Here is an 18,637-nt window from a genome sequence, read left to right as displayed (position 1 = left end):
GGCCGAAGCGGCGCGATCGCCGCAGCGCTGGCACCCATCAGCCAGCCCCGACAACGGCGATCCGCACGGCCGGCACAAGCCGACCGTGCAGCGCCGATCACGACTCCCAGTCTTCGCGACGATCGGGCAGCATCGCGCGCAGTGGCGCACCGTCGTCGCCGGCAGCCAGGCGCTCGGCCTCGACCATCGGCAGGTCGACGTCCAGCAACCAGCCGTCCTCGTCGGACTGCTCGCCGCGCACCACTTCCAGTTGGTGCAACTTCGAGCGCAGACGGCCGGCCGATGGCGGCAACCGCAGTTGCCCGGTCACATGGCGCAGGTCCAGTCGCTGCCCGAGCGCATGCTGCAGTTCCTGCAGCCCACGTCCGTCGCGCGCGGAGACCCACACGCGTTCGCGACGCGCCTGGTCGGGAATGCCGTCCTGCGCATCGTGACGCACCTGCGCGCCTTCGATCTTGTCGATCTTGTTGAACACCAGCAGCTGCGGCAGATCGCCCGCACCCACCGCATGCAACACCTCATCGACCTGCTGGATGCGTTCCTCGCGCAGCGGGTCGGCCGCATCGACGATATGCAACAGCAGATCGGCGTCGCGCGCCTCGGACAAGGTCGAACGGAATGCGGCGACCAGTTGGTGCGGCAGGTCGCGCACGAAGCCGACCGTGTCGGCTAGGATCGCACTGCCACCGGGCAGCGCGATACGGCGCACGGTGGGATCGAGCGTGGCGAACAACTGATCGGCCACGTAGGCCTCCGCACCGGTCAAGGCGTTGAACAGCGTGGATTTGCCGGCATTGGTGTAACCGACCAATGCAATCCGCGGCAGTTCGCTGCGCATGCGCGCACGCCGCATCTGGGTGCGCTGCACCTCGACCTTTTCCAGCCGCTGCTGCAACTGTTCCACCCGCTTCTGCAACAGGCGACGGTCGGTTTCCAGCTGGGTTTCGCCAGGGCCGCGCAGGCCGATCGAACCACCGCGCTGACGCTCCAGATGGGTCCAACCGCGGACCAGCCGGGTGGCCATATGCCGCAGCTGCGCCAGCTCCACCTGCAACTTGCCCTCGTGGCTGCGTGCCCGCTGCGCGAAGATATCCAGGATCAAGCCAGTGCGATCGATCACGCGCCGCTCCAGATAGCGCTCCAGATTGCGCTCCTGGCCGGGTGACAAGGTGTGGTTGACCAACACCAGATCCGCGCCGGTGGCCTCGGCGGCGGCCTTGATCTCTTCCAGCTTGCCGCTGCCGATCAAGGTCGACGGGTTCGGTTTGTCGATGCGCGCGGTGAGCGTGGCCGCCACCGTGGCGCCCGCCGACTTGGCAAGGTCGGCGAACTCCTCCAGCACATCCTCTTCGGCAGGCCCACCGGAGTGGGTCTGAATCAACAACGCGTGTTCACCCTTGCGTGAGCGATCAAACACGCACTACTCCATTACTGCTCGACGTCGTCATCTTCCGCCTGGTTGCCTTCATTGGATTGCACATACCCACCACCTGGTCCCACGCGCACATTGCGCGCCGGCACGACCGTGGAGATGGCGTGCTTGTAGACCATCTGACTCACGGTATTGCGCAGCAGGACCACGAACTGGTCGAACGATTCGATCGTGCCCTGCAGCTTGATGCCGTTGACCAGATACACAGAGACCGGCACCCGCTCGCGCCGCAGCGCGTTGAGGAATGGATCCTGTAAAGATTGCCCCTTAGCCATCGAAAACTCCTCTTCATTATTGTTCTTATAGTCCCGGTCGACACCTGCCATCCCCAGCCGGCCCCGGAAACGGGATGTTACACGCCTGAAGCCTGCCGCACAGCGGGACGTTGACCGAGGAAGCCGACAAGTGCGCTCTCCAGTCTATGGCGGTCATGCTCCGGGTCGAACCAGCGCGCGTCGAGCTCGCCACGCAGCCAGGTGAGTTGCCGCTTGGCCAGTTGACGGGTGGCCTGCACCGCCTTGTCACGGAAGTCGGCCAGGCGACCGGCCCCATCCAGGTACTCCCAGGCCTGGCGGTACCCCACCGCGCGCACCGCGGGCAGATCCAGCGGCGCGGCGACCGCACGCAGTTGCGGCAGTGCCCGCAGACGTTCCACCTCGGCCAGGAAATCCTGCGCCAGCATCGTGTCCAGGCGCTGTTCGATACGTGCATGCAGCACTGCGCGCTCGCGCGGCGCCAGCACCACCTTCAGCACCCGCACCGGCAAGCGCGGGCCCGGCGGTAGCGCCTGCCAGTAGCTGATCGGCCTGCTGCTGATGCGGTAGACCTCCAGGGCGCGCTGGATCCGCTGCGGATCGGTGGTATGGATGCGCGCCGCCGCAACAGGGTCGACGTCCGCCAGTTGTGCGTGCATCCGGGCCCAGCCAAGTTCGCCGGCTTCGGCTGCGATCGCCGCGCGCACCGCCGGGTCGGCCTCGGGCAACTGCGACAGCCCTTCCAGCAAGGCGCGAAAGTACAGCCCGGTGCCGCCGGCCAGAATCGGCAGCTTGCCGCGCGCCACGATCTGCGCGATCGCCTGCCGCGCATCGCTGGCGAATTCCGCCGCCGAATAGATCTGCCAGGGCTCGCGCAGATCGATCAGGTGATGCGGCACCGCCGCGCGCATCGCCGCATCCGGCTTGGCCGCGCCGATGTCCAGGCCGCGATACACCAGCGCCGAATCGACACTGACGATCTCGCCGTTCCAGCGCTGCGCGGCGTCCAGTGCCAGCGCGGTCTTGCCGCTGGCGGTCGGCCCCATCAGCGCAATCGCCAGCGGGCGGCGGTCGGCCGGCATCAGTCCTCGTCCGGCCAGCGAATGCTCGGTGCCGCAGGCGCGCTCACGCGCGGCAGCGGAATCGCCGTCATCGCGCTCCACACCTTCAGGGCATCCACGGTGGCGGCCACATCATGCACGCGCAGCAACATCGCGCCGTGTTGGGCGGCGATCAGATGCGCGGCGACCGAGCCGTATACGCGCTCTGCGGCGAGCTGGTGCCCGGTCAACTCGCCGATGCTGCGCTTGCGCGACAGCCCCGCCAGCACCGGCAGGCCAAACTCCTGCAGGCGCTGCAACTGCGCCAGCACGGTCAGATTGTGCGTGGTGGTCTTGTCGAAGCCGAACCCCGGGTCGAGGATCAAGCGGCGCTTGTCGATCCCGGCCATTTCGGCCGCGAAGATGCGCTCGGCCAGGAAGCGATGCACCTCGGCCACCACGTCGTCATAGTGCGGCGCGTCCTGCATCGCATGCGGCGCGCTGCGTGCATGCATCAACACCACCGGCACCCGCAATTCGGCTGCTGCATCCAGCGCGCCCGGCGAGCGCAGCGCATGCACGTCGTTGATCATGCCGGCGCCGGCTGCGACCGCCGCGCGCATCACCTCCGGCTTGTAGGTATCCACACTGATCGGCACAGTGGTCTGCTGCGCCAATGCCTGGATCACCGGGATCACGCGCTGCAGCTCCTCCTCCAGCGATACCGGCGTGGCACCGGGACGGGTGGATTCGCCACCGATATCCAGCACCGCAGCGCCCTGCTCGACCAGACCCAGGCCATGCGCGATGGCGGCCTCGCAGCTGGCGTGCTGGCCGCCGTCGGAAAACGAATCCGGCGTGACATTGACGATCCCCATCACCTGCGGTGCATCCAGTCGCAGCTCGCGACCGGCGCAATCCAGCTTGAGGGCAGTGTCAAACATCGATGGTGTCTCCTTGGATGATTGCGGCAAGCGCTGATCGGGTGATGCGGCGCTATGGTGATGCGGCGCTATAACGCATCAAGGCCGGGAATCGCTTCCCGGCCTTGATGAATGCTGCTGCAGCTGACCGATGCGTTGGGTTACAGCTGCTCGGCCGGCCCGGCAATCGGCGGCAACGGACGCGGGCTACCCTTGTCGTTGTTGTTGCCACCGTCCTTGTCGGACTTGCCCCAGCCTGCCGGCGGCGGCGGCTCGCGGCCTTCCATGATGGCGTCGATCTGCGGCACGTCGATGGTCTCGTACTGCAGCAGCAGCTGCGACATCGCATGCAGCTTATCCAGGTTCTCGGTGAGGATCGCCTTGGTCTTGCTGTAGGCCTTGTCCAGGATCGAGCGCACCACTTCGTCGATCATGCGCGCGGTCTCGTCGGAGACGTTCTTGTGCTGGGTGACCGAACGCCCCAGAAACACCTCGTCTTCCTCCTCGCCGTAGGCCACCGGGCCGAGCTCGTCGGACAGGCCCCACTTGGTGACCATGTTGCGCGCCATCTTGGTCGCACGCTCGATGTCATTGGACGCACCGGTGGTGACCTTGTCGCCGCCGAAGATCAGCTCTTCGGCAACGCGGCCACCGTACAGCGAGCACAGCTGCGACTCGATCGCCACGCGGTTCATCGAGTAACGGTCGCCTTCCGGCAGATACATCGTCACGCCGAGAGCGCGACCACGCGGAATGATCGTGACCTTGTAGACCGGGTCATGCTCGGGCACCAGACGACCGACGATGGCGTGACCTGCCTCGTGATAGGCCGTGAGCGTCTTCTCGTCCTCGCTCATGGCCATCGAGCGACGCTCGGCACCCATCAGGATCTTGTCGCGCGCACGGTCGAAGTGGTCCATGCGGACTTCCTTCTCGCTGCCACGCGCGGCAAACAACGCCGCCTCGTTACACAGGTTGGCCAGATCGGCACCGGAGAAGCCCGGCGTACCGCGTGCGATGACCATCGGCACCACGTCGTCGGCCAGCGGCAGCTTGCGCATGTGCACACGCAGGATCTGCTCGCGGCCCTTGACGTCCGGCAGGCCGACCACGACCTGGCGGTCGAAACGGCCCGGACGCAGCAGCGCAGGATCCAGCACGTCGGGACGGTTGGTCGCCGCGATCACGATCACGCCTTCGCCGCCTTCGAAACCGTCCATCTCGACCAGCAACTGGTTCAGGGTCTGCTCGCGCTCGTCATGCCCGCCGCCGAGACCGGCGCCGCGATGACGGCCCACCGCATCAATTTCGTCGATGAAGATGATGCACGGCGCATGCTTCTTGGCCTGCTCGAACATGTCGCGCACGCGGCTGGCACCCACGCCGACGAACATTTCCACGAAGTCCGAGCCGGAAATGCTGAAGAACGGCACCTTGGCTTCGCCGGCGATCGCCTTGGCGAGCAGCGTCTTGCCGGTACCCGGAGGGCCCACCATCAGCACGCCGCGCGGAATCTTGCCGCCCAGCTTGGTGAACTTGGTCGGGTCGCGCAGGAAATCGACCAGCTCGCCGACTTCTTCCTTGGCCTCGTCGCAGCCGGCAACGTCGGCAAAGGTGATCTTGACCTGGTCCTCGCCCTGCAGCTTGGCGCGCGACTTGCCGAAGCTCATCGCCCCCTTGGCACCGCCGCCACCGCCCTGCATCTGGCGCATGATGAACAGCCAGAAGCCGATGATCAGGATGACCGGCAGGAAATTGAGCACCAACGACCAGAAACCAGGCCCGGTGGAGGGCTTCTGGCGTGTCATTTCGATGTTCTTGCTATACAGCACGTCGACCAGCTTGTCGTCGCGCGGACCGTAAACGGTGGCTTCGCTGCCGTCGGTACGCTTGAAGCGGATCGCATTGACCGCCAGGTTGGTTTCGTCGGTGTAGTCCACCGATTTCACGCGGCCTGAGTCCACTTCCTTCAGGAACTGGGTGTAGGTGATCGAGTCGGGGCCGACACCGCCCGCCATCCGCGGCGAGAAGCTCTGGAAGACGACCATCAGCACAACCGCGACGACCACCCACAGCAGCAGATTCTTGGTCAAGTCGTTCATCCTCATTGGCTCCGGTGCCCTCTACTCTTCAATTCTTGAAACACGGTGGTCATTGGCAGCTTACTTGATCTGGGCACGCTTGCCCTGACCGAGCGCATAAACTTCCGGGGAGCGCTTGCGCGAGGCCGCCGGCTTGCGAATCGTCACCTTGTCATAGCGGCGGCGAAGCTCACGAATGTAGTCGTCGGACCCGACACCCTGGAACAGCTTGATCAGGAACGCCCCGCCCGGTTTGAGGTGGGTGTCGGCAAATTCCATCGCCAGTTCTGCCAGGTGCATCATCCGCGGTTGGTCGACCGCATCCATGCCACTCTTATTGGGGGCCATATCGGACAGCACAAGGTCCACCGGCACATCGCCCAGCATCGCCTCGAATTCCGATAGGACGGTTTGCTCCCTGAAGTCGCCGTGAAGGAACTCCACGCCGGCCAGCGGCGGCATCTCCAGGATATCCAGCGCCACCACCCGGCCACTGTCTCCCATGGACTTGCGCACCTGCTGCGACCAGCCGCCTGGCGCCGCGCCCAGGTCGACCACCACCATGCCCGGCTTGAGCAGGCGGTCGCGCTGGAGCAGTTCTTCCAGCTTGTAGGCCGCGCGCGAGCGCATACCTTCGGCCTGCGCCTTCTTGACGAACGGATCGGCGAAGTGTTCCTTGAGCCAGCGCTGGCTGCTTTTACTACGGGAAGGCATCGGCAAAGGGGTCTGAACGGGTCGCCATGATACCCTGAACACCCTTTGCTTCCCTTTGATCCTGCATGTCCATTGTTCTCACCTCCGCCCAGAACCGTTTCCTGCGCGGCCAGGCCCACGATCTCAAGGCACTGCTGCAAACCGGCGGCAAAGGGGTCACGCCGGCATTTCTGGCCGAACTCGAGGAAGTGCTCGAGCGCCACGAACTGATCAAGGTGAAGGTGACATCGGAGGATCGCGAGGCCCGTGACGCCATGATCGCCGAACTGACCGAGAAGACCGGCAGCGCGCTGGTGCAGCGGATCGGCCATGTCGCCATCCTGTACCGCCCCAGCAAGGAAAAGCGTCAGATCGTGCTGCCGCGCGGCTGACCCGACGAGTTTGACATGCCTCTAAGCCAGGAACACCCCGATTACACCTATGCGCTGCGCGCGGCCGATGGCCGCCACGCCAAGGTGAACGACCAGATTCTGCAGCGCAGTTTCATCCTGATGCCGGACGAGCTGGTGGAAGGCTGGCCGGTCCCCGGCCTGGAACAGCTCCAGGTCGCACATATGGATGCGGTGCTGGCGCTCGCCCCGGCAGTGATCCTGCTCGGCACCGGCGAGCGGCAGCAGTTCCCGAAGACGGACGTGCTGGCAGCCTGCCTGACCCGCGGCATCGGCCTGGAAGCGATGACCAATGCGGCCGCGGCACGCACCTACAACGTGCTGGCCAGCGAAGGCCGCCGGGTGGCATTGGCGATGATTCTGGAAGGCCGGGATTAGGAAGTCGGGATTGGGGATTTGCAACTGGAGGCTGGAGCAGATGTCGCTCTCATGCCAACAGCAGGAGCGACACCCCAAGCAATCTTCAGGCCGCTAGAACGCGTCTTCCACGCGGCACCATCAGCCCAGCGCCGTTGCCGTTGCGAATCCCAAATCCCGAATCACTTCCTAGGCAAGTACAGCAACGGATCCACCGGCTTGCCGTTGTAGCGGATCTCGAAGTGCAGCATGTCGCGGGCGGCGCCGCTACGGCCCATCTCGGCGATCTGCTGGCCGGCCTTGACGCTCTGACCTTCGTTGAGCAGGCGCTTGCGGTTGTGTCCGTAGGCGGACAGCCACTGGTCGTTGTGCTTGATGATGATCAGCTCGCCGTAGCCGACCAGGCCGGCGCCGGAGTACACCACCACACCGTCGGCCGCGGCACGCACCGCCTGCCCGCTGGCACCGGCGATATCCACGCCCTGCTTGGTGGTCTCGCCGCTGACGAAGGTGCCGACCACCACGCCGTCGGCCGGCCAGCGCCACGGAAATCCGCTGCTGACCGGTGCTGCGATCGGGGCACTCGGGCGCGGCGGAACCACCGTGCCTGCGCTGGAGGCGCTGCCGCCCGGCCTGCTGGCTCCGGGCGGATAGAGCTTGAGGGTCTGGCCGGGATAGATGGTGTTGGGTGAGGACAGGCCATTCCAGGCCGCCAGATCCGGCGCGGTGATGTTGGTGCGGCGCGAGATGGCGTACAGCGTGTCGCCGCGCTGCACGGTGACGGTCGCACCCGGGCGCGGCACCGACGGACGCGGCGCCGCGGACGGACGCGCGGACGCCGAACCACCGCCGGCTCCGGGCGAACGCACCACCGTGGCGCTGCTGCAGGCGCCCAGCCCGACGGCGACTGCGAGCAGGACTGCTGTCTTACGTACCGAATTCATCTGCAACTTGCTCATCCGTTGGTTGTCTTCCACACCAGCCAGCCTGCTCCCACCGCCAGGACGGCCATGGCCACCCAGCCCAGCGGCTCGATCCAGCGATGCAACGCGGCCTCGGCACGCGCCCCACCCAGCCGGATCGCGCCGGCCACCAGGTACACGCGTTTGCCGCGCCCCACCAGCATGCTGGCAATGAAGGGCAGGATCGGCACGCCGACCACGCCCGAGGCCCAGGTAAAGATCTTCAACGGGATCGGGGTGAAGCCCACCAGCACCAGCGCCCAGAAGGCCTTCCACGGCGAATCGGCGACCAGCGTGCGCAACGTCTCGATCTGCGCCTGGATCTTGGCGCTCCAGCCCAGCCATTCGATCAGCGGCTGCAATGCGGCGAAGGCGAAATGGCCCAGCAGGTAACCGACCAGCGCACCGCAGACCGAACCGATCAGGCTCAAGGTGGCGAACCACAGGGCGCGCTTGGGTTCGGCCAGCGACATCGGTGCCAGCATCACCTCCGGCGGCACCGGGAAGATAAAACCCTCCACGAAACTGAGGCCGGTCAGCAGCGCCGGAGCGCGGCGATTGCGCGACCAACGAATGGCCACGTCGTACAACGGCCCGAAGATCTTCATCGAGAAACTCTCATGGATTCAATCCAGCATGCCCGACAACAGCGGGACGAACGTGACCGGCGCCAGAACCTGCTGCTCGATCGCGCCGTCGGCAGCGCGCGTGAGTTGCACCAGTGACTGCGACGAGGCGCCACCGACCGGCGCGACCAGTCGCCCGCCGACCGCCAGCTGATCGACCAGCGCATCGACCAGGGCCGGGGCGGCGGCGGTGACCACGATGGCATCGTAGGGGCCATGTTCGGGCCAGCCGATGCGGCCGTCGTCGTGCTTGCTGCGCACGTTCATGCCCAGATGGCGGAAGCGCTTGCGCGCCTGCCGCAGCAGGTCGCCGATGCGCTCGACCGTGTACACCTCCAGCCCCAGCGCGGCGAGGATCGCGCCCTGGTAGCCGGAGCCGGTGCCCACTTCGAGCACCCTGGTCGGGCCGACCTGCAGCACCGCCTCGGTCATGCGCGCGACCACCCAGGGCTGCGAGATGGTCTGGCCGTGGCCGATCGGCAAGGCGGTGTCTTCGTAGGCACGCGAGGCCAGCGCTTCGTCGATGAACAGATGGCGCGGCACGGTGCGCACCGCGTTGAGTGTGGCCTCGTCCTGGATGCCGGCCTCGCGCAGGCGCTCGACCAGCCGGTCGCGCACGCGTTGCGAGGTCATGCCGATCCCGACCGATTCCGGTTGCAGCCGCAGCCTCGGCGTCATGCCGGCGTATCCAGCGCGGCGGTCAGGCCGCCCACCCAGCCGGCCACCGTCTCCAGCGCCTGATAGCGGGTCAGGTCGACATGGATCGGGGTGATCGAGATATGCCCGGTGCGCACGGCATGGAAGTCGGTGCCGGCGCCGGCGTCCTGCTCCGGCCCGGCCGGGCCGATCCAGTACACGGTGCGGCCGCGCGGGTCGCGCTGCGGCACGCAGGGCTCGGACCGGTGGCGATTGCCCAGCCGGGTGACCTCAAAACCGAGCACCTCCGACCAGGCCAGGTCCGGCACGTTGACGTTGAGGATGGTATCGGCAGGCAACGGATCGGACTTCAGCCGTGCCACGATCTCCACCGCGGCGCGCGCGGCGGTTTCGTAGTGATGCGCTTCGTGATTGTGCGTCACCAGCGAGACCGCCACCGCCGGCAGGCCGAGGAAACGGCCTTCCATCGCGGCGGACACGGTGCCCGAATAGATCACGTCGTCGCCGAGATTGGCCGAGTTGTTGATGCCGGAGACCACGATGTCCGGGTCGTAATCGAGCATGCCGGTCAGCGCCAGATGCACGCAGTCGGTCGGCGTGCCGGCAACCGCGCAGGTCTGCGCGTCGATGCGGCGGGTGCGGATCGGCACATCCAGCGTCAGCGAATTGCTGGCGCCGGAGCGGTCGCGGTCGGGCGCGACCACCATCACTTCATGACCGGCATGGCGCAGCGCCTCGGCCAAAATCTGGATGCCGGGGGCGTCGACACCGTCGTCGTTGCTAACCAGTACGCGCATGGGACTCCTCGGAAAACCGGGTCATGATACCGGATGCGTCCGCGCCCTTCGCGCTTGATCTTCGCTTGCACCTGGGGTTGGGCAGGTTAGGCTGTGAGCATGTCGCATCCTGAAGACGAAGACGACGGCGCGCTGTTCCGCGCAGCGATCGGCGCGGTCAAGCCGATTCGTGAAGTCGCCCCACCGGCCAATGCCAAGCCGCGCCCCAAGCCGCGCGCACGCATGGCCGAGCGCGACGATGCGGAAGCGCACACCGAATTCGCGCGTCTGCTGCGCGACAGTGCGCCGCTGGAAGCCGGCGATACCGCCAGCTACCGGCGCGAGAATCTTCCCACCCGATTGTTTCAGCGGCTCAAGCGCGGTCAGTTCTCGATCCAGGACGAACTGGACCTGCATGGCGCTACCGCCGCGCAGGCCGAATCCCTGCTGCGGCAGTTCCTGCTGGAAGCGCATGCGCACGAGCATGGCTGCGTGCGCATCATCCACGGCAAGGGGCTGCAGTCGGACAATGGCGCGCCAGTGTTGAAAAACCTGATGGATCGCCTGCTGCGTCAGCGCAACGATGTGCTGGCATTTCATTCCGCGCCGGCCACGCAAGGTGGCACCGGAGCGCTGCTGGTGTTGCTGGCACGGCGTTAGCGCCGACTGGGCGACGGGTCGCTGGTGCAGGCACGCGCTTGCGCAAAGGACGCGTTAATGGGCAGGCCTGTCGCGGCCGGGGCCGCTCCTACGGGAGTGATGCGTTTTGCCAGATGATTGGCTGCGGCCGGTCCTACGTGTGTGGGTCGGCACGCCGGGTTGTCGTTGGCGCCATGCCGGGCGGCCAACGACAACCGAGCAGGCCTAGGCGTCGGAACGCAGGCCGGCGTTGAGACGGCCGACGTCGCTGACCTCGCCGAGTTCCCACAGCACCGCGGTGGCGTAGCAGCCCGGCGGCAGCGCGAATGCGATCTGCAGGCTGTCCGCATCCAGCCAGCGATACTCCAGCTGTTGCGGACGCAAGCGCAGTGCGCGGCGCTCCTGCTTCAAGCCCGCGGCCTCCAGGCCTTGCCGCAGCACCTCCGATTGCGGATCGGACAACGCGCCCTGCTCCACCGCCGCGGCCTGCCCGGTCGAACGCAGCTCGCCGGCGCCCCACAACGGCCCGCTGGGATGGATATCGAAGCGCGCCAGGCGCTCTGCCAGTACATCGGTGAACGGCTCGGGGCCGAACACGCTGCGCGAGCCATCCAGCATCCACGCCTCGCCATCCAGCGCGGTGTCCCAGTTGCCCTGCTCCACGCGTGCGGTGAGCACCCGATTGAACAACGCCGAGCGCGCCGCCGACAGCAGCATCGAGCGTTGATCGTTGCGCAGCCGCCGCCGGGATGCCGGCGCCGCTGACAAGGTGCCGTCGGCATTGGATACATAACCGAACATCGCCAGTGCGGAGGCCACATTGCCGCCATCGCGGCCGAAACGCTGTTCGCCAAACCAGTTCGGGATACCACGCGCGGCGATCGCCTGCAGGCGCTGTTCGATCGCCGCGTGCTCGCCCTGCACCTGGCGCAATGTCAACACGAAACGATTGCCCAGCAGTGCGCCGCGTTGCAACTTGCGGTTGTGCCAGGTGCTGGCGATGACCTGCATCTCATCGTCGTCAAGCGCGGCGAGCTCCGGCGCGATGCGCTTGGGCAGATGCACGCTGAAGCGCTGCGTGGTCACCGCATGGCGGTCCTTCAGCCCGGCGTAGCTGACGCCCATCTCGGCGATTCCGGCCCACTGCGCGAGTTTCTTTGCGATATAGGCGGTGTTCTGCCCACGCTTGCGGATGGTGAGCAACAGGTGCTCGCCCTCGCCGGTTGGCTCGAAGGCAGGCAGCTCATCGACCTGAAAATCTTCGGGCGTGCTGCGCATTGCCGCGCCGAGGACCGCAGCGCCATGCGCGCGCGGCAGAACAGAGGTGTCGCTCATGCTGTGATTTACCTTCGCGCCGACAGGTCGTGCGCTATGTGCCGAATGCCTCGGCGCGGTGATGTCGCGGTGCGACGCCAAGACGAGCCCGGCGCAGGTAACCGCGATCTGGAGCGGCTGGAACAGCTGGCCGGCAGTGGCCGGATGCGTGGACGGCAGGCTCAGCACTGCAGCGTATGCGGGATGATCGCCATGCCCGGCACCGTCCATGCCACCGACGGTGCGCGCAGGCGTTTGTCAGTCGCGGTCAGCCGGCGATCTTGCCGAGCAACACCGCAGCTTGGGCGGCGATGCCCTCGCTGCGGCCGGTGAAGCCCAGTTTTTCGCTGGTGGTGGCCTTGACGCTGACTGCATCGAGTTCGATCGCCAGCAGGCCGGCAATACGCTCGCGCATCGCCAGCGCATGCGGGCCGATCTTGGGACGCTCGCAGATCACGGTGACATCGGCATTGCCGACCCGCCAGCCACGCTCGCGCAGCAAGTGATCGCAATGCTGCAGGAACTGCGCGCTGTCGGCGTCCTTCCAGCGCGCGTCGGACGGCGGGAAGTGCTGACCGATATCGCCCAGCGCCAGCGCGCCCAGCATCGCATCGCATAGCGCATGCAACACCACGTCGCCATCGCTGTGCGCGAGCACGCCGTGGCTGTGCGCGACGCGCACGCCGCCCAGCATCACGTGGTCGCCCGCACCGAACGCGTGCACGTCGTAGCCCTGACCGATTCGAAAATTGAAAGACATGGTAATCCGTGGTGATTAGGGAGCGTCGGCGTCGTGGTGGGCACCAGCGGACAGCGCATCGGCGTGGCCAACGACCGCCCCGGCGCGCGGGTCGGTTGCAGGCGACTGGGCATCCACTGCAACACCTCGGCGCGCCAGTTCGAACTCGAAGCGCGCCAGATCCGTTGGCGTGGTCACCTTGAAGTTGTCTTCGGCACCTTCCACCAGCAACGGGCGCAATCCCAGCCGCTCCATCGCCATCGCCTCGTCGGTCACGTCCACCCCGGCCGCCGACGCCTCGGTGAGGCCGCGGATCAGTTGATGGCGACGGAACAGCTGCGGGGTCAGCGCACGCCACAGCCGCTCGCGTGGCTCGGTGGCATCGATGCCGCCATCGTCGCCGGCACGCTTGAGCGTGTCGCGCACCGGCGCAGCCAGGATCGCGCCGACCGGATCGCCGCGGCCGATTTCCAGCAGACGCTCCAGATCGGCCAAGGCGAGATTGGGCCGCGCGGCATCGTGCACCAGCACAAAGTCGTCGGCCCGCACGCTCTCCGGCAGGGCCAGCAATCCGGCCAGCACCGATGCCGCACGTGTCCCGCCGCCGACACAGGTCAGCACCGGCTTGTCCTGCACCGAGCTCCAGCCTGGCCAATCCGCATCGTCGGGCGCGATGGCCACCACAATGCCGGCTACCACCGGATGCGCAGCAAGCGCCGCCAACGTGTAGGCCATCAGCGGTTGCCCGGCAGCGGACAGATATTGTTTGGGGGTCTGCCCACCAAAGCGCGTGCCGCGCCCGGCGGCCGGCACGATCGCCCAGATCGAACCGGTCATGGTTGTTCCGCCGGAGCGTCAGGCTCGACGGGCGCAGCGGACGGCGCGGCCACTGCGGGCGGCAGCGGCGGTGCATCCTCGACCACGCGATAGAACGTCTCGCCCGGTTTGATCATGCCCAGCTCGCTGCGCGCGCGTTCCTCGATTGCCGCCTCGCCGTCCTTCAAATCCTTCACCTCTGCTGCCAACGCCTGGTTGCGTTGGCGCAGACCTTCGTTGTCCTGTGTCTGATGCGCGACCTGGGCTTCCAGCATCATCACTTCGCCGGAATTCCCAGGCCCGAACCAGAAGCGGTACTGCAGCCAAGCCAGCAGCACCGCCAGCACCAGCAGTAGCCAGCGCCAGTTGCGCACGGCTTAGCGCTTGAGCGAAACGAACGCGTCGCGGCCGGCGTAACGCGCGCCGGAGCCCAGCGCCTGCTCGATGCGCAGCAACTGGTTGTACTTGGCGACGCGGTCGCTGCGGCACAGCGAGCCGGTCTTGATCTGCGTGGCGGTGGTGGCCACGGCGATGTCGGCGATGGTGGTGTCTTCGGTTTCGCCCGAGCGGTGCGAGACGATCGAGGCGTAATTGGCCGCATGCGCCATCGCAATGGCTTCCAGCGTCTCGGTCAGCGTACCGATCTGATTGACCTTGATCAGGATCGCGTTGGCGGTGCCCGAGTCGATGCCCTGCTTGAAGATCTTCGGGTTGGTGACGAACAGATCGTCGCCCACCAGCTGCACCTTCTTGCCGACGCGGTCGGTGAGCAGCTTCCAGCCGGCCCAGTCGTCCTCGGCCAGGCCGTCTTCGATGCTGATGATCGGGTACTGCGCGACCCAGTCGGCCAGGAAGTCGACGAACTGCTCGCTGGTCAGGCGCTTGTTCTCGCCAACCAGGTTGTACTTGCCGTTGTCGTAGAACTCGCTGGAAGCCACGTCCAGGCCCAGCAGCACGTCTTCGCCCGCGGTGTAGCCGGCCTTGCCGATCGCCTCGAGGATGGTGTCCAGCGCTTCGACATTGCTGCGGAAGTCCGGCGCAAAGCCGCCTTCGTCGCCCACTGCCGTGCTCAGGCCGTGGCCCTTGAGCACCGACTTGAGCGCGTGGAAGATTTCGGTGCCGGCACGCAGCGCTTCGGAGAACGAGCTGCAGCCGACCGGCAGCACCATGAACTCCTGGAAGTCGACGTTGTTGTCGGCATGCGCGCCGCCGTTGATGATGTTCATCATCGGCACCGGCAGTGCCACGTCGGACTCAGTGATGGTGGACAGGTACTGCCACAGCGGCTGCTTGCGCGAGGCGGCCACGGCATGCGCGGCGGCCAGCGACACACCCAGCAACGCGTTCGCGCCCAGGCGGCCCTTGTTCTCGGTGCCGTCCAGGTCGATCAGGCGGCGGTCCAGACCCTGCTGGTCGGCCGCGTCGAAGCCCTTGAGCGTCTCGGCGATGGTGCCGTTGACGTTCTGCACCGCATGCAGCACGCCCTTGCCCAGGTAGCGGGTCTTGTCGCCATCGCGCAGTTCCACCGCTTCCTTGGTGCCGGTCGAGGCGCCCGAGGGCACGGCAGCGCGGCCGAACGAGCCGTCGTCCAGCGTGACTTCGGCCTCCAGCGTGGGATTGCCGCGGGAGTCGAGGATTTCGCGGGCGAGGATCTTGGCGATAGTGGTCATAGGTCGATCGGTTACCAGTAAGGGGGAAGTACACCGGAAACAAGCTGCGGGATTATCGCCGCACACCGGCACATTGCCAAATCGCGTGAAGCTGCCGCACGCAACAGGCCGGCAAGCATGCCGCTAGGCCATCAAGCCCAGCAGCGGTAAACCAGACATCAGCAGCAAGACCGACAGCAACACCAACGCAAAGATCGCTGCGCCGGATTGGCGAGCCAGCCGCAACGCCAGCGGGCCGGCGATCAGGCAACTTGTGATCGCTACTGCGGCCAGCAGCAGCGTGACCAGCATTGGCACCCGCGTGGCCTGCATGGCATGGTCGCCGTCACCCGGCATGCCGATGCTGGCAGCGACCAGAAACACCATTGCGGCCATACACGCCCACGCGGCGATCGATGCGACCAGCGCGATCCAGCCCCAGGGCCAGTGGCGCCACTGCCGACGCTGGCGCTGCGACGCGGCCAGCGCCCAGGGATCGGAACTCATGCGAAGCGCGCGAACCCGTGCTTCTTGGTGACGGCATCCAGCTCCATCAGGGTCTCGAGCAGCTCTTCCATGCGGTCCAGCGGCCAGGCGTTGGGGCCGTCCGACAAGGCTTTGGACGGGTCCGGATGGGTTTCGGCAAACAGGCCGGAAATGCCCGCCGCCACCGCCGCGCGCGCCAGCACCGGCACGAACTCGCGCTGGCCGCCGGAACTGCTGCCCTGCCCGCCCGGCAACTGCACCGAATGGGTGGCATCGAACACCACCGGGCAGCCGGTGTCGCGCATCACGCTCAGCGAGCGCATGTCGCTGACCAGATTGTTGTAGCCGAACGAGGCGCCACGCTCGCAGACCATGATCTGCTCGTTGCCGGTCGACTTGGCCTTGTCGACCACCGGCTTCATGTCCCACGGCGCCAGGAACTGGCCCTTCTTGATGTTGACCGGCTTGCCGGCGGCGCAGACGTTCTTGATGAAATCGGTCTGGCGCACCAGGAAGGCCGGGGTCTGCAGCACGTCGACGACGGCAGCGACCTCGTTCATCGGGGTGTATTCGTGCACGTCGGTCAGCACCGGCACGCCGATCTGCTGCTTCACCGCAGCCAGCACCTTCAGGCCCTCTTCCAGGCCAGGGCCGCGAAAGCTGGTGCCGGAGGTGCGGTTGGCCTTGTCGAAGCTCGACTTGAAGATGAAGTTGATCCCCAGCTTGCCGGTGATCTCCTTCAGCTTGCCGGCCACGTCGAGCTGCAGCTGCATCGACTCGATCACGCAGGGGCCGGCGATCAGGAACAACGGCTGATCCAGGCCAACGTCAAAGTCACACAGTTTCATCAGGTCACCTATTGATTAAAGCCCCTCTCCCGTCGGGAGAGGGGTTGGTGTGCAGGTACGGTTGCGAAGCGCTGCTGAAGTGCGATGGTTTGCCCCGGCTGACGCGTGGCGACGCGTTCGTCATGGCGGCCATCTTCCGGTGCGTTGCGACGCCCCTCATCCGGCGCTGCGCGCCAGCTTCTCCCGACGGGAGAAGGAGTGGATCAGGCACGCGCTTCCTTCAGCAGTTTTCCGCCCGCCTTCTTCTCGCGCGCAGCGCGCACGAAGCCGATGAACAGCGGATGCCCGTCGCGCGGGGTGGACAGGAATTCCGGATGCGCCTGGCAGGCCAGGAACCACGGGTGCGCATCGCGCGGCAGCTCCACCATCTCTACCAGCGTGTCGTCCATCGACTTGCCGGAGATCACCAGGCCGGCGTCTTCCAGCTGGGTGCGGTAGCGGTTGTTGAACTCGTAGCGGTGGCGATGACGCTCGGCGACCACGTCCTTACCGTACACCTCGCGCGCCAGCGTGCCCGGCTTGAGCCGCTGCTCCTGCAGACCCAGCCGCATGGTGCCGCCCAGGTCGGACTTCTCGTCGCGCTTTTCGACTTCGCCGGTGGCGGTGCGCCATTCGGTGATCAGGCCGATCACCGGGTGTGGCGACTGGCGATCGTTCTCGGTGCTGTTGGCTGCATCCAGATCGGCCACGTGGCGGGCATAGTCCACCACCGCCGCCTGCATGCCGTAGCAGATGCCGAAGTACGGCACCTTGTGCTCGCGCGCATACTTGGAGGTGAGCACTTTGCCTTCGAAACCACGGTCGCCGAAGCCGCCCGGCACCAGGATGCCGTCGATATCCTGCAGCGCAGCCATGTCGCTGCCCTCCAGATCCTGCGCTTCCAGCCACTTCAGGTTGACCTTGGTGCGCTGGCGCAGACCGCCGTGACGCAGCGCTTCGGCCACCGACTTGTAGGCGTCCTGGTGATCGACGTACTTGCCGACCACCGCAATGGTGACCTCGTCCAGCGGGTGCTTGACCGCATCCACCACCGCAGCCCATTCGGACAGGTCGGGCGCAGCCACCTTGTCGCGCAGCTTGAACTGATCGATGACCAGTTCGTCCAGGCCCTGGCGACGCAGCTCCAGCGGCATGCCGTACAACACGTCGATATCGGGGCAGCTGATCACCGCGCGCTCGGAGACGTTGGTGAACAGTGCGATCTTGCGGCGCTCCGAATCCGGCACCGCCTGCTCGGAACGGCACAGCAGCACGTCCGGCTGGATGCCGATCGAGCGCAGCTCCTTGACCGAATGCTGGGTCGGCTTGGTCTTCAACTCACCGGCGGCGGCGATGTACGGCACCAGGGTGAGATGCATGAACATGGCCTTTTCGGCGCCACGCTCGGTGCGCACCTGGCGGATCGCTTCCAGGAACGGCAGCGACTCGATGTCGCCAACGGTGCCGCCGATCTCGATCAGCGCCACGTCGAACCCGGCGGTGGCCTCGTCGATGCAACGGCGGATCTCGTCGGTGATGTGCGGGATCACCTGCACGGTGGCGCCCAGGTAATCGCCGCGACGCTCCTTGCGGATCACGTTCTCGTAGATCCGGCCGGTGGTGACCGAGTTCTTGCGCGACAGCCGCGTGCGCACGTAGCGCTCGTAGTGACCCAGATCCAGGTCGGTCTCGGCGCCGTCGTCGGTGACGTAGACCTCGCCATGCTGGAACGGGCTCATCGTGCCCGGGTCCACATTGATGTACGGGTCCAGCTTCATCATCGTGACCTTCAGGCCACGCGCTTCCAGAATGGAGGCAAGCGAAGCGGCGGCAATGCCCTTGCCTAGCGAGGACACTACGCCGCCGGTAACAAAAATCAGGGGGGTCATGGGGCTTGAAGCCTCCCGGAAAGCCATAGTTTAGCGGGTGACGGGCGAATGCCCAAGGGTTGCGTGA

21 protein-coding genes are annotated in these 18,637 nt (G+C 66.3%); 3 read left to right on the top strand and 18 right to left on the bottom strand.

Features of this window, described 5'->3' with window-relative positions:
- Positions 1-97: 97 nt before the first annotated feature.
- The 6 genes from hflX to rlmE form a co-directional block, all read right to left on the bottom strand.
- Positions 98-1,417: a ribosome rescue GTPase HflX gene (hflX, locus tag ABQY64_RS08900; protein WP_039527808.1), complete on the bottom strand. Its 1,320-nt coding sequence runs from the start codon at positions 1,415-1,417 to the stop codon at positions 98-100.
- An 11-nt stretch (positions 1,418-1,428) separates the two neighbouring features.
- Entirely contained in the window at positions 1,429-1,707 is a 279-nt protein-coding gene (hfq, locus tag ABQY64_RS08895) for an RNA chaperone Hfq (RefSeq protein ID WP_005915027.1), read from the bottom strand.
- A gap of 77 nt (positions 1,708-1,784) precedes the next feature.
- A complete protein-coding gene (gene miaA, locus ABQY64_RS08890) occupies positions 1,785-2,768 on the bottom strand; it encodes a tRNA (adenosine(37)-N6)-dimethylallyltransferase MiaA (protein ID WP_349780035.1) in 984 nt (327 codons plus the stop codon).
- Entirely contained in the window at positions 2,768-3,670 is a 903-nt protein-coding gene (folP, locus tag ABQY64_RS08885) for a dihydropteroate synthase (protein WP_349780006.1), read from the bottom strand. Before folP ends, miaA begins: the two co-directional genes overlap by 1 nt.
- A 140-nt stretch (positions 3,671-3,810) precedes the next feature.
- The gene (ftsH, locus tag ABQY64_RS08880; RefSeq protein WP_016904004.1) at positions 3,811-5,751 is read right to left on the bottom strand and encodes an ATP-dependent zinc metalloprotease FtsH; all 1,941 of its coding nucleotides are present in this window, start codon (positions 5,749-5,751) and stop codon (positions 3,811-3,813) included.
- A gap of 60 nt (positions 5,752-5,811) precedes the next feature.
- Positions 5,812-6,444, bottom strand: a complete 633-nt coding sequence (rlmE, locus tag ABQY64_RS08875; protein ID WP_016904005.1) for a 23S rRNA (uridine(2552)-2'-O)-methyltransferase RlmE — start codon at positions 6,442-6,444, stop codon at positions 5,812-5,814.
- Positions 6,445-6,509: 65 nt separating this feature from the next.
- Here rlmE and yhbY point away from each other — a divergent pair, with 65 nt between their 5' ends.
- Together yhbY and ABQY64_RS08865 are read left to right on the top strand one after the other, a co-directional pair.
- Positions 6,510-6,815 carry a ribosome assembly RNA-binding protein YhbY gene (yhbY, locus tag ABQY64_RS08870; RefSeq protein ID WP_039515963.1) on the top strand — a complete coding sequence of 102 codons (306 nt, stop codon included), beginning with the start codon at positions 6,510-6,512 and terminating at the stop codon, positions 6,813-6,815.
- A gap of 15 nt (positions 6,816-6,830) precedes the next feature.
- The gene (locus tag ABQY64_RS08865) at positions 6,831-7,211 is read left to right on the top strand and encodes an Mth938-like domain-containing protein (protein ID WP_039515961.1); all 381 of its coding nucleotides are present in this window, start codon (positions 6,831-6,833) and stop codon (positions 7,209-7,211) included.
- A 161-nt stretch (positions 7,212-7,372) separates the two neighbouring features.
- On the opposite strand, the gene ABQY64_RS08860 is transcribed toward ABQY64_RS08865, so the two are convergent.
- The 4 genes from ABQY64_RS08860 to surE are packed head-to-tail and all read right to left on the bottom strand — an operon-like array spanning position 7,373 to position 10,232.
- Positions 7,373-8,149, bottom strand: coding sequence for a peptidoglycan DD-metalloendopeptidase family protein (locus ABQY64_RS08860; RefSeq protein ID WP_180969228.1), 777 nt, complete (start codon positions 8,147-8,149; stop codon positions 7,373-7,375).
- Positions 8,146-8,760 carry a YqaA family protein gene (locus tag ABQY64_RS08855; protein WP_039515957.1) on the bottom strand — a complete coding sequence of 205 codons (615 nt, stop codon included), beginning with the start codon at positions 8,758-8,760 and terminating at the stop codon, positions 8,146-8,148. The genes ABQY64_RS08860 and ABQY64_RS08855 overlap by 4 nt, the downstream gene beginning before the upstream one ends.
- Positions 8,761-8,778: 18 nt before the next feature.
- Entirely contained in the window at positions 8,779-9,456 is a 678-nt protein-coding gene (locus ABQY64_RS08850; RefSeq protein ID WP_047125524.1) for a protein-L-isoaspartate(D-aspartate) O-methyltransferase, read from the bottom strand.
- Positions 9,453-10,232, bottom strand: coding sequence for a 5'/3'-nucleotidase SurE (gene surE, locus ABQY64_RS08845; RefSeq protein ID WP_024939572.1), 780 nt, complete (start codon positions 10,230-10,232; stop codon positions 9,453-9,455). Before surE ends, ABQY64_RS08850 begins: the two co-directional genes overlap by 4 nt.
- Before the next feature lie 99 nt (positions 10,233-10,331).
- On the opposite strand from surE, the gene ABQY64_RS08840 reads away from it, so the two are divergent.
- Positions 10,332-10,871, top strand: a complete 540-nt coding sequence (locus tag ABQY64_RS08840; RefSeq protein ID WP_039520788.1) for a Smr/MutS family protein — start codon at positions 10,332-10,334, stop codon at positions 10,869-10,871.
- Between the two features lie 204 nt (positions 10,872-11,075).
- Here ABQY64_RS08840 and truD read toward each other — a convergent pair whose 3' ends face one another.
- From truD to ABQY64_RS08800, 8 genes are all read right to left on the bottom strand, one after another.
- Positions 11,076-12,185 (bottom strand): tRNA pseudouridine(13) synthase TruD, encoded by a 1,110-nt coding sequence (gene truD, locus ABQY64_RS08835; protein WP_349780005.1) that lies wholly within the window; start codon positions 12,183-12,185, stop codon positions 11,076-11,078.
- A gap of 247 nt (positions 12,186-12,432) precedes the next feature.
- Positions 12,433-12,924: a 2-C-methyl-D-erythritol 2,4-cyclodiphosphate synthase gene (gene ispF, locus ABQY64_RS08830; RefSeq protein ID WP_039515953.1), complete on the bottom strand. Its 492-nt coding sequence runs from the start codon at positions 12,922-12,924 to the stop codon at positions 12,433-12,435.
- A 15-nt stretch (positions 12,925-12,939) separates the two neighbouring features.
- Positions 12,940-13,740, bottom strand: coding sequence for a 2-C-methyl-D-erythritol 4-phosphate cytidylyltransferase (gene ispD / locus ABQY64_RS08825; RefSeq protein ID WP_104594698.1), 801 nt, complete (start codon positions 13,738-13,740; stop codon positions 12,940-12,942).
- On the bottom strand, positions 13,737-14,093 hold the full coding sequence (ftsB, locus tag ABQY64_RS08820) for a cell division protein FtsB (RefSeq protein ID WP_016904016.1): 357 nt from the start codon (positions 14,091-14,093) through the stop codon (positions 13,737-13,739). Before ftsB ends, ispD begins: the two co-directional genes overlap by 4 nt.
- 3 nt (positions 14,094-14,096) lie before the next feature.
- Complete coding sequence (gene eno, locus ABQY64_RS08815; protein WP_016904017.1) at positions 14,097-15,389, bottom strand: phosphopyruvate hydratase; 1,293 nt, start codon at positions 15,387-15,389, stop codon at positions 14,097-14,099.
- Positions 15,390-15,512: 123 nt separating this feature from the next.
- The gene (locus ABQY64_RS08810) at positions 15,513-15,875 is read right to left on the bottom strand and encodes a hypothetical protein (protein WP_349780004.1); all 363 of its coding nucleotides are present in this window, start codon (positions 15,873-15,875) and stop codon (positions 15,513-15,515) included.
- Positions 15,872-16,702, bottom strand: a complete 831-nt coding sequence (gene kdsA, locus ABQY64_RS08805; RefSeq protein WP_349780003.1) for a 3-deoxy-8-phosphooctulonate synthase — start codon at positions 16,700-16,702, stop codon at positions 15,872-15,874. Before kdsA ends, ABQY64_RS08810 begins: the two co-directional genes overlap by 4 nt.
- A gap of 203 nt (positions 16,703-16,905) precedes the next feature.
- Positions 16,906-18,570, bottom strand: a complete 1,665-nt coding sequence (locus ABQY64_RS08800) for a CTP synthase (protein WP_024939564.1) — start codon at positions 18,568-18,570, stop codon at positions 16,906-16,908.
- Positions 18,571-18,637 lie beyond the last annotated feature (67 nt).

It is taken from the genome of Xanthomonas sp. WHRI 7065 (assembly GCF_040203115.2).
Classification (GTDB): Bacteria; Pseudomonadota; Gammaproteobacteria; order Xanthomonadales; family Xanthomonadaceae; genus Xanthomonas; species Xanthomonas arboricola.
The sequence above is the reverse complement of the archived record's forward strand: the minus strand, read 5'-3'. Positions and strand labels throughout refer to the sequence as shown.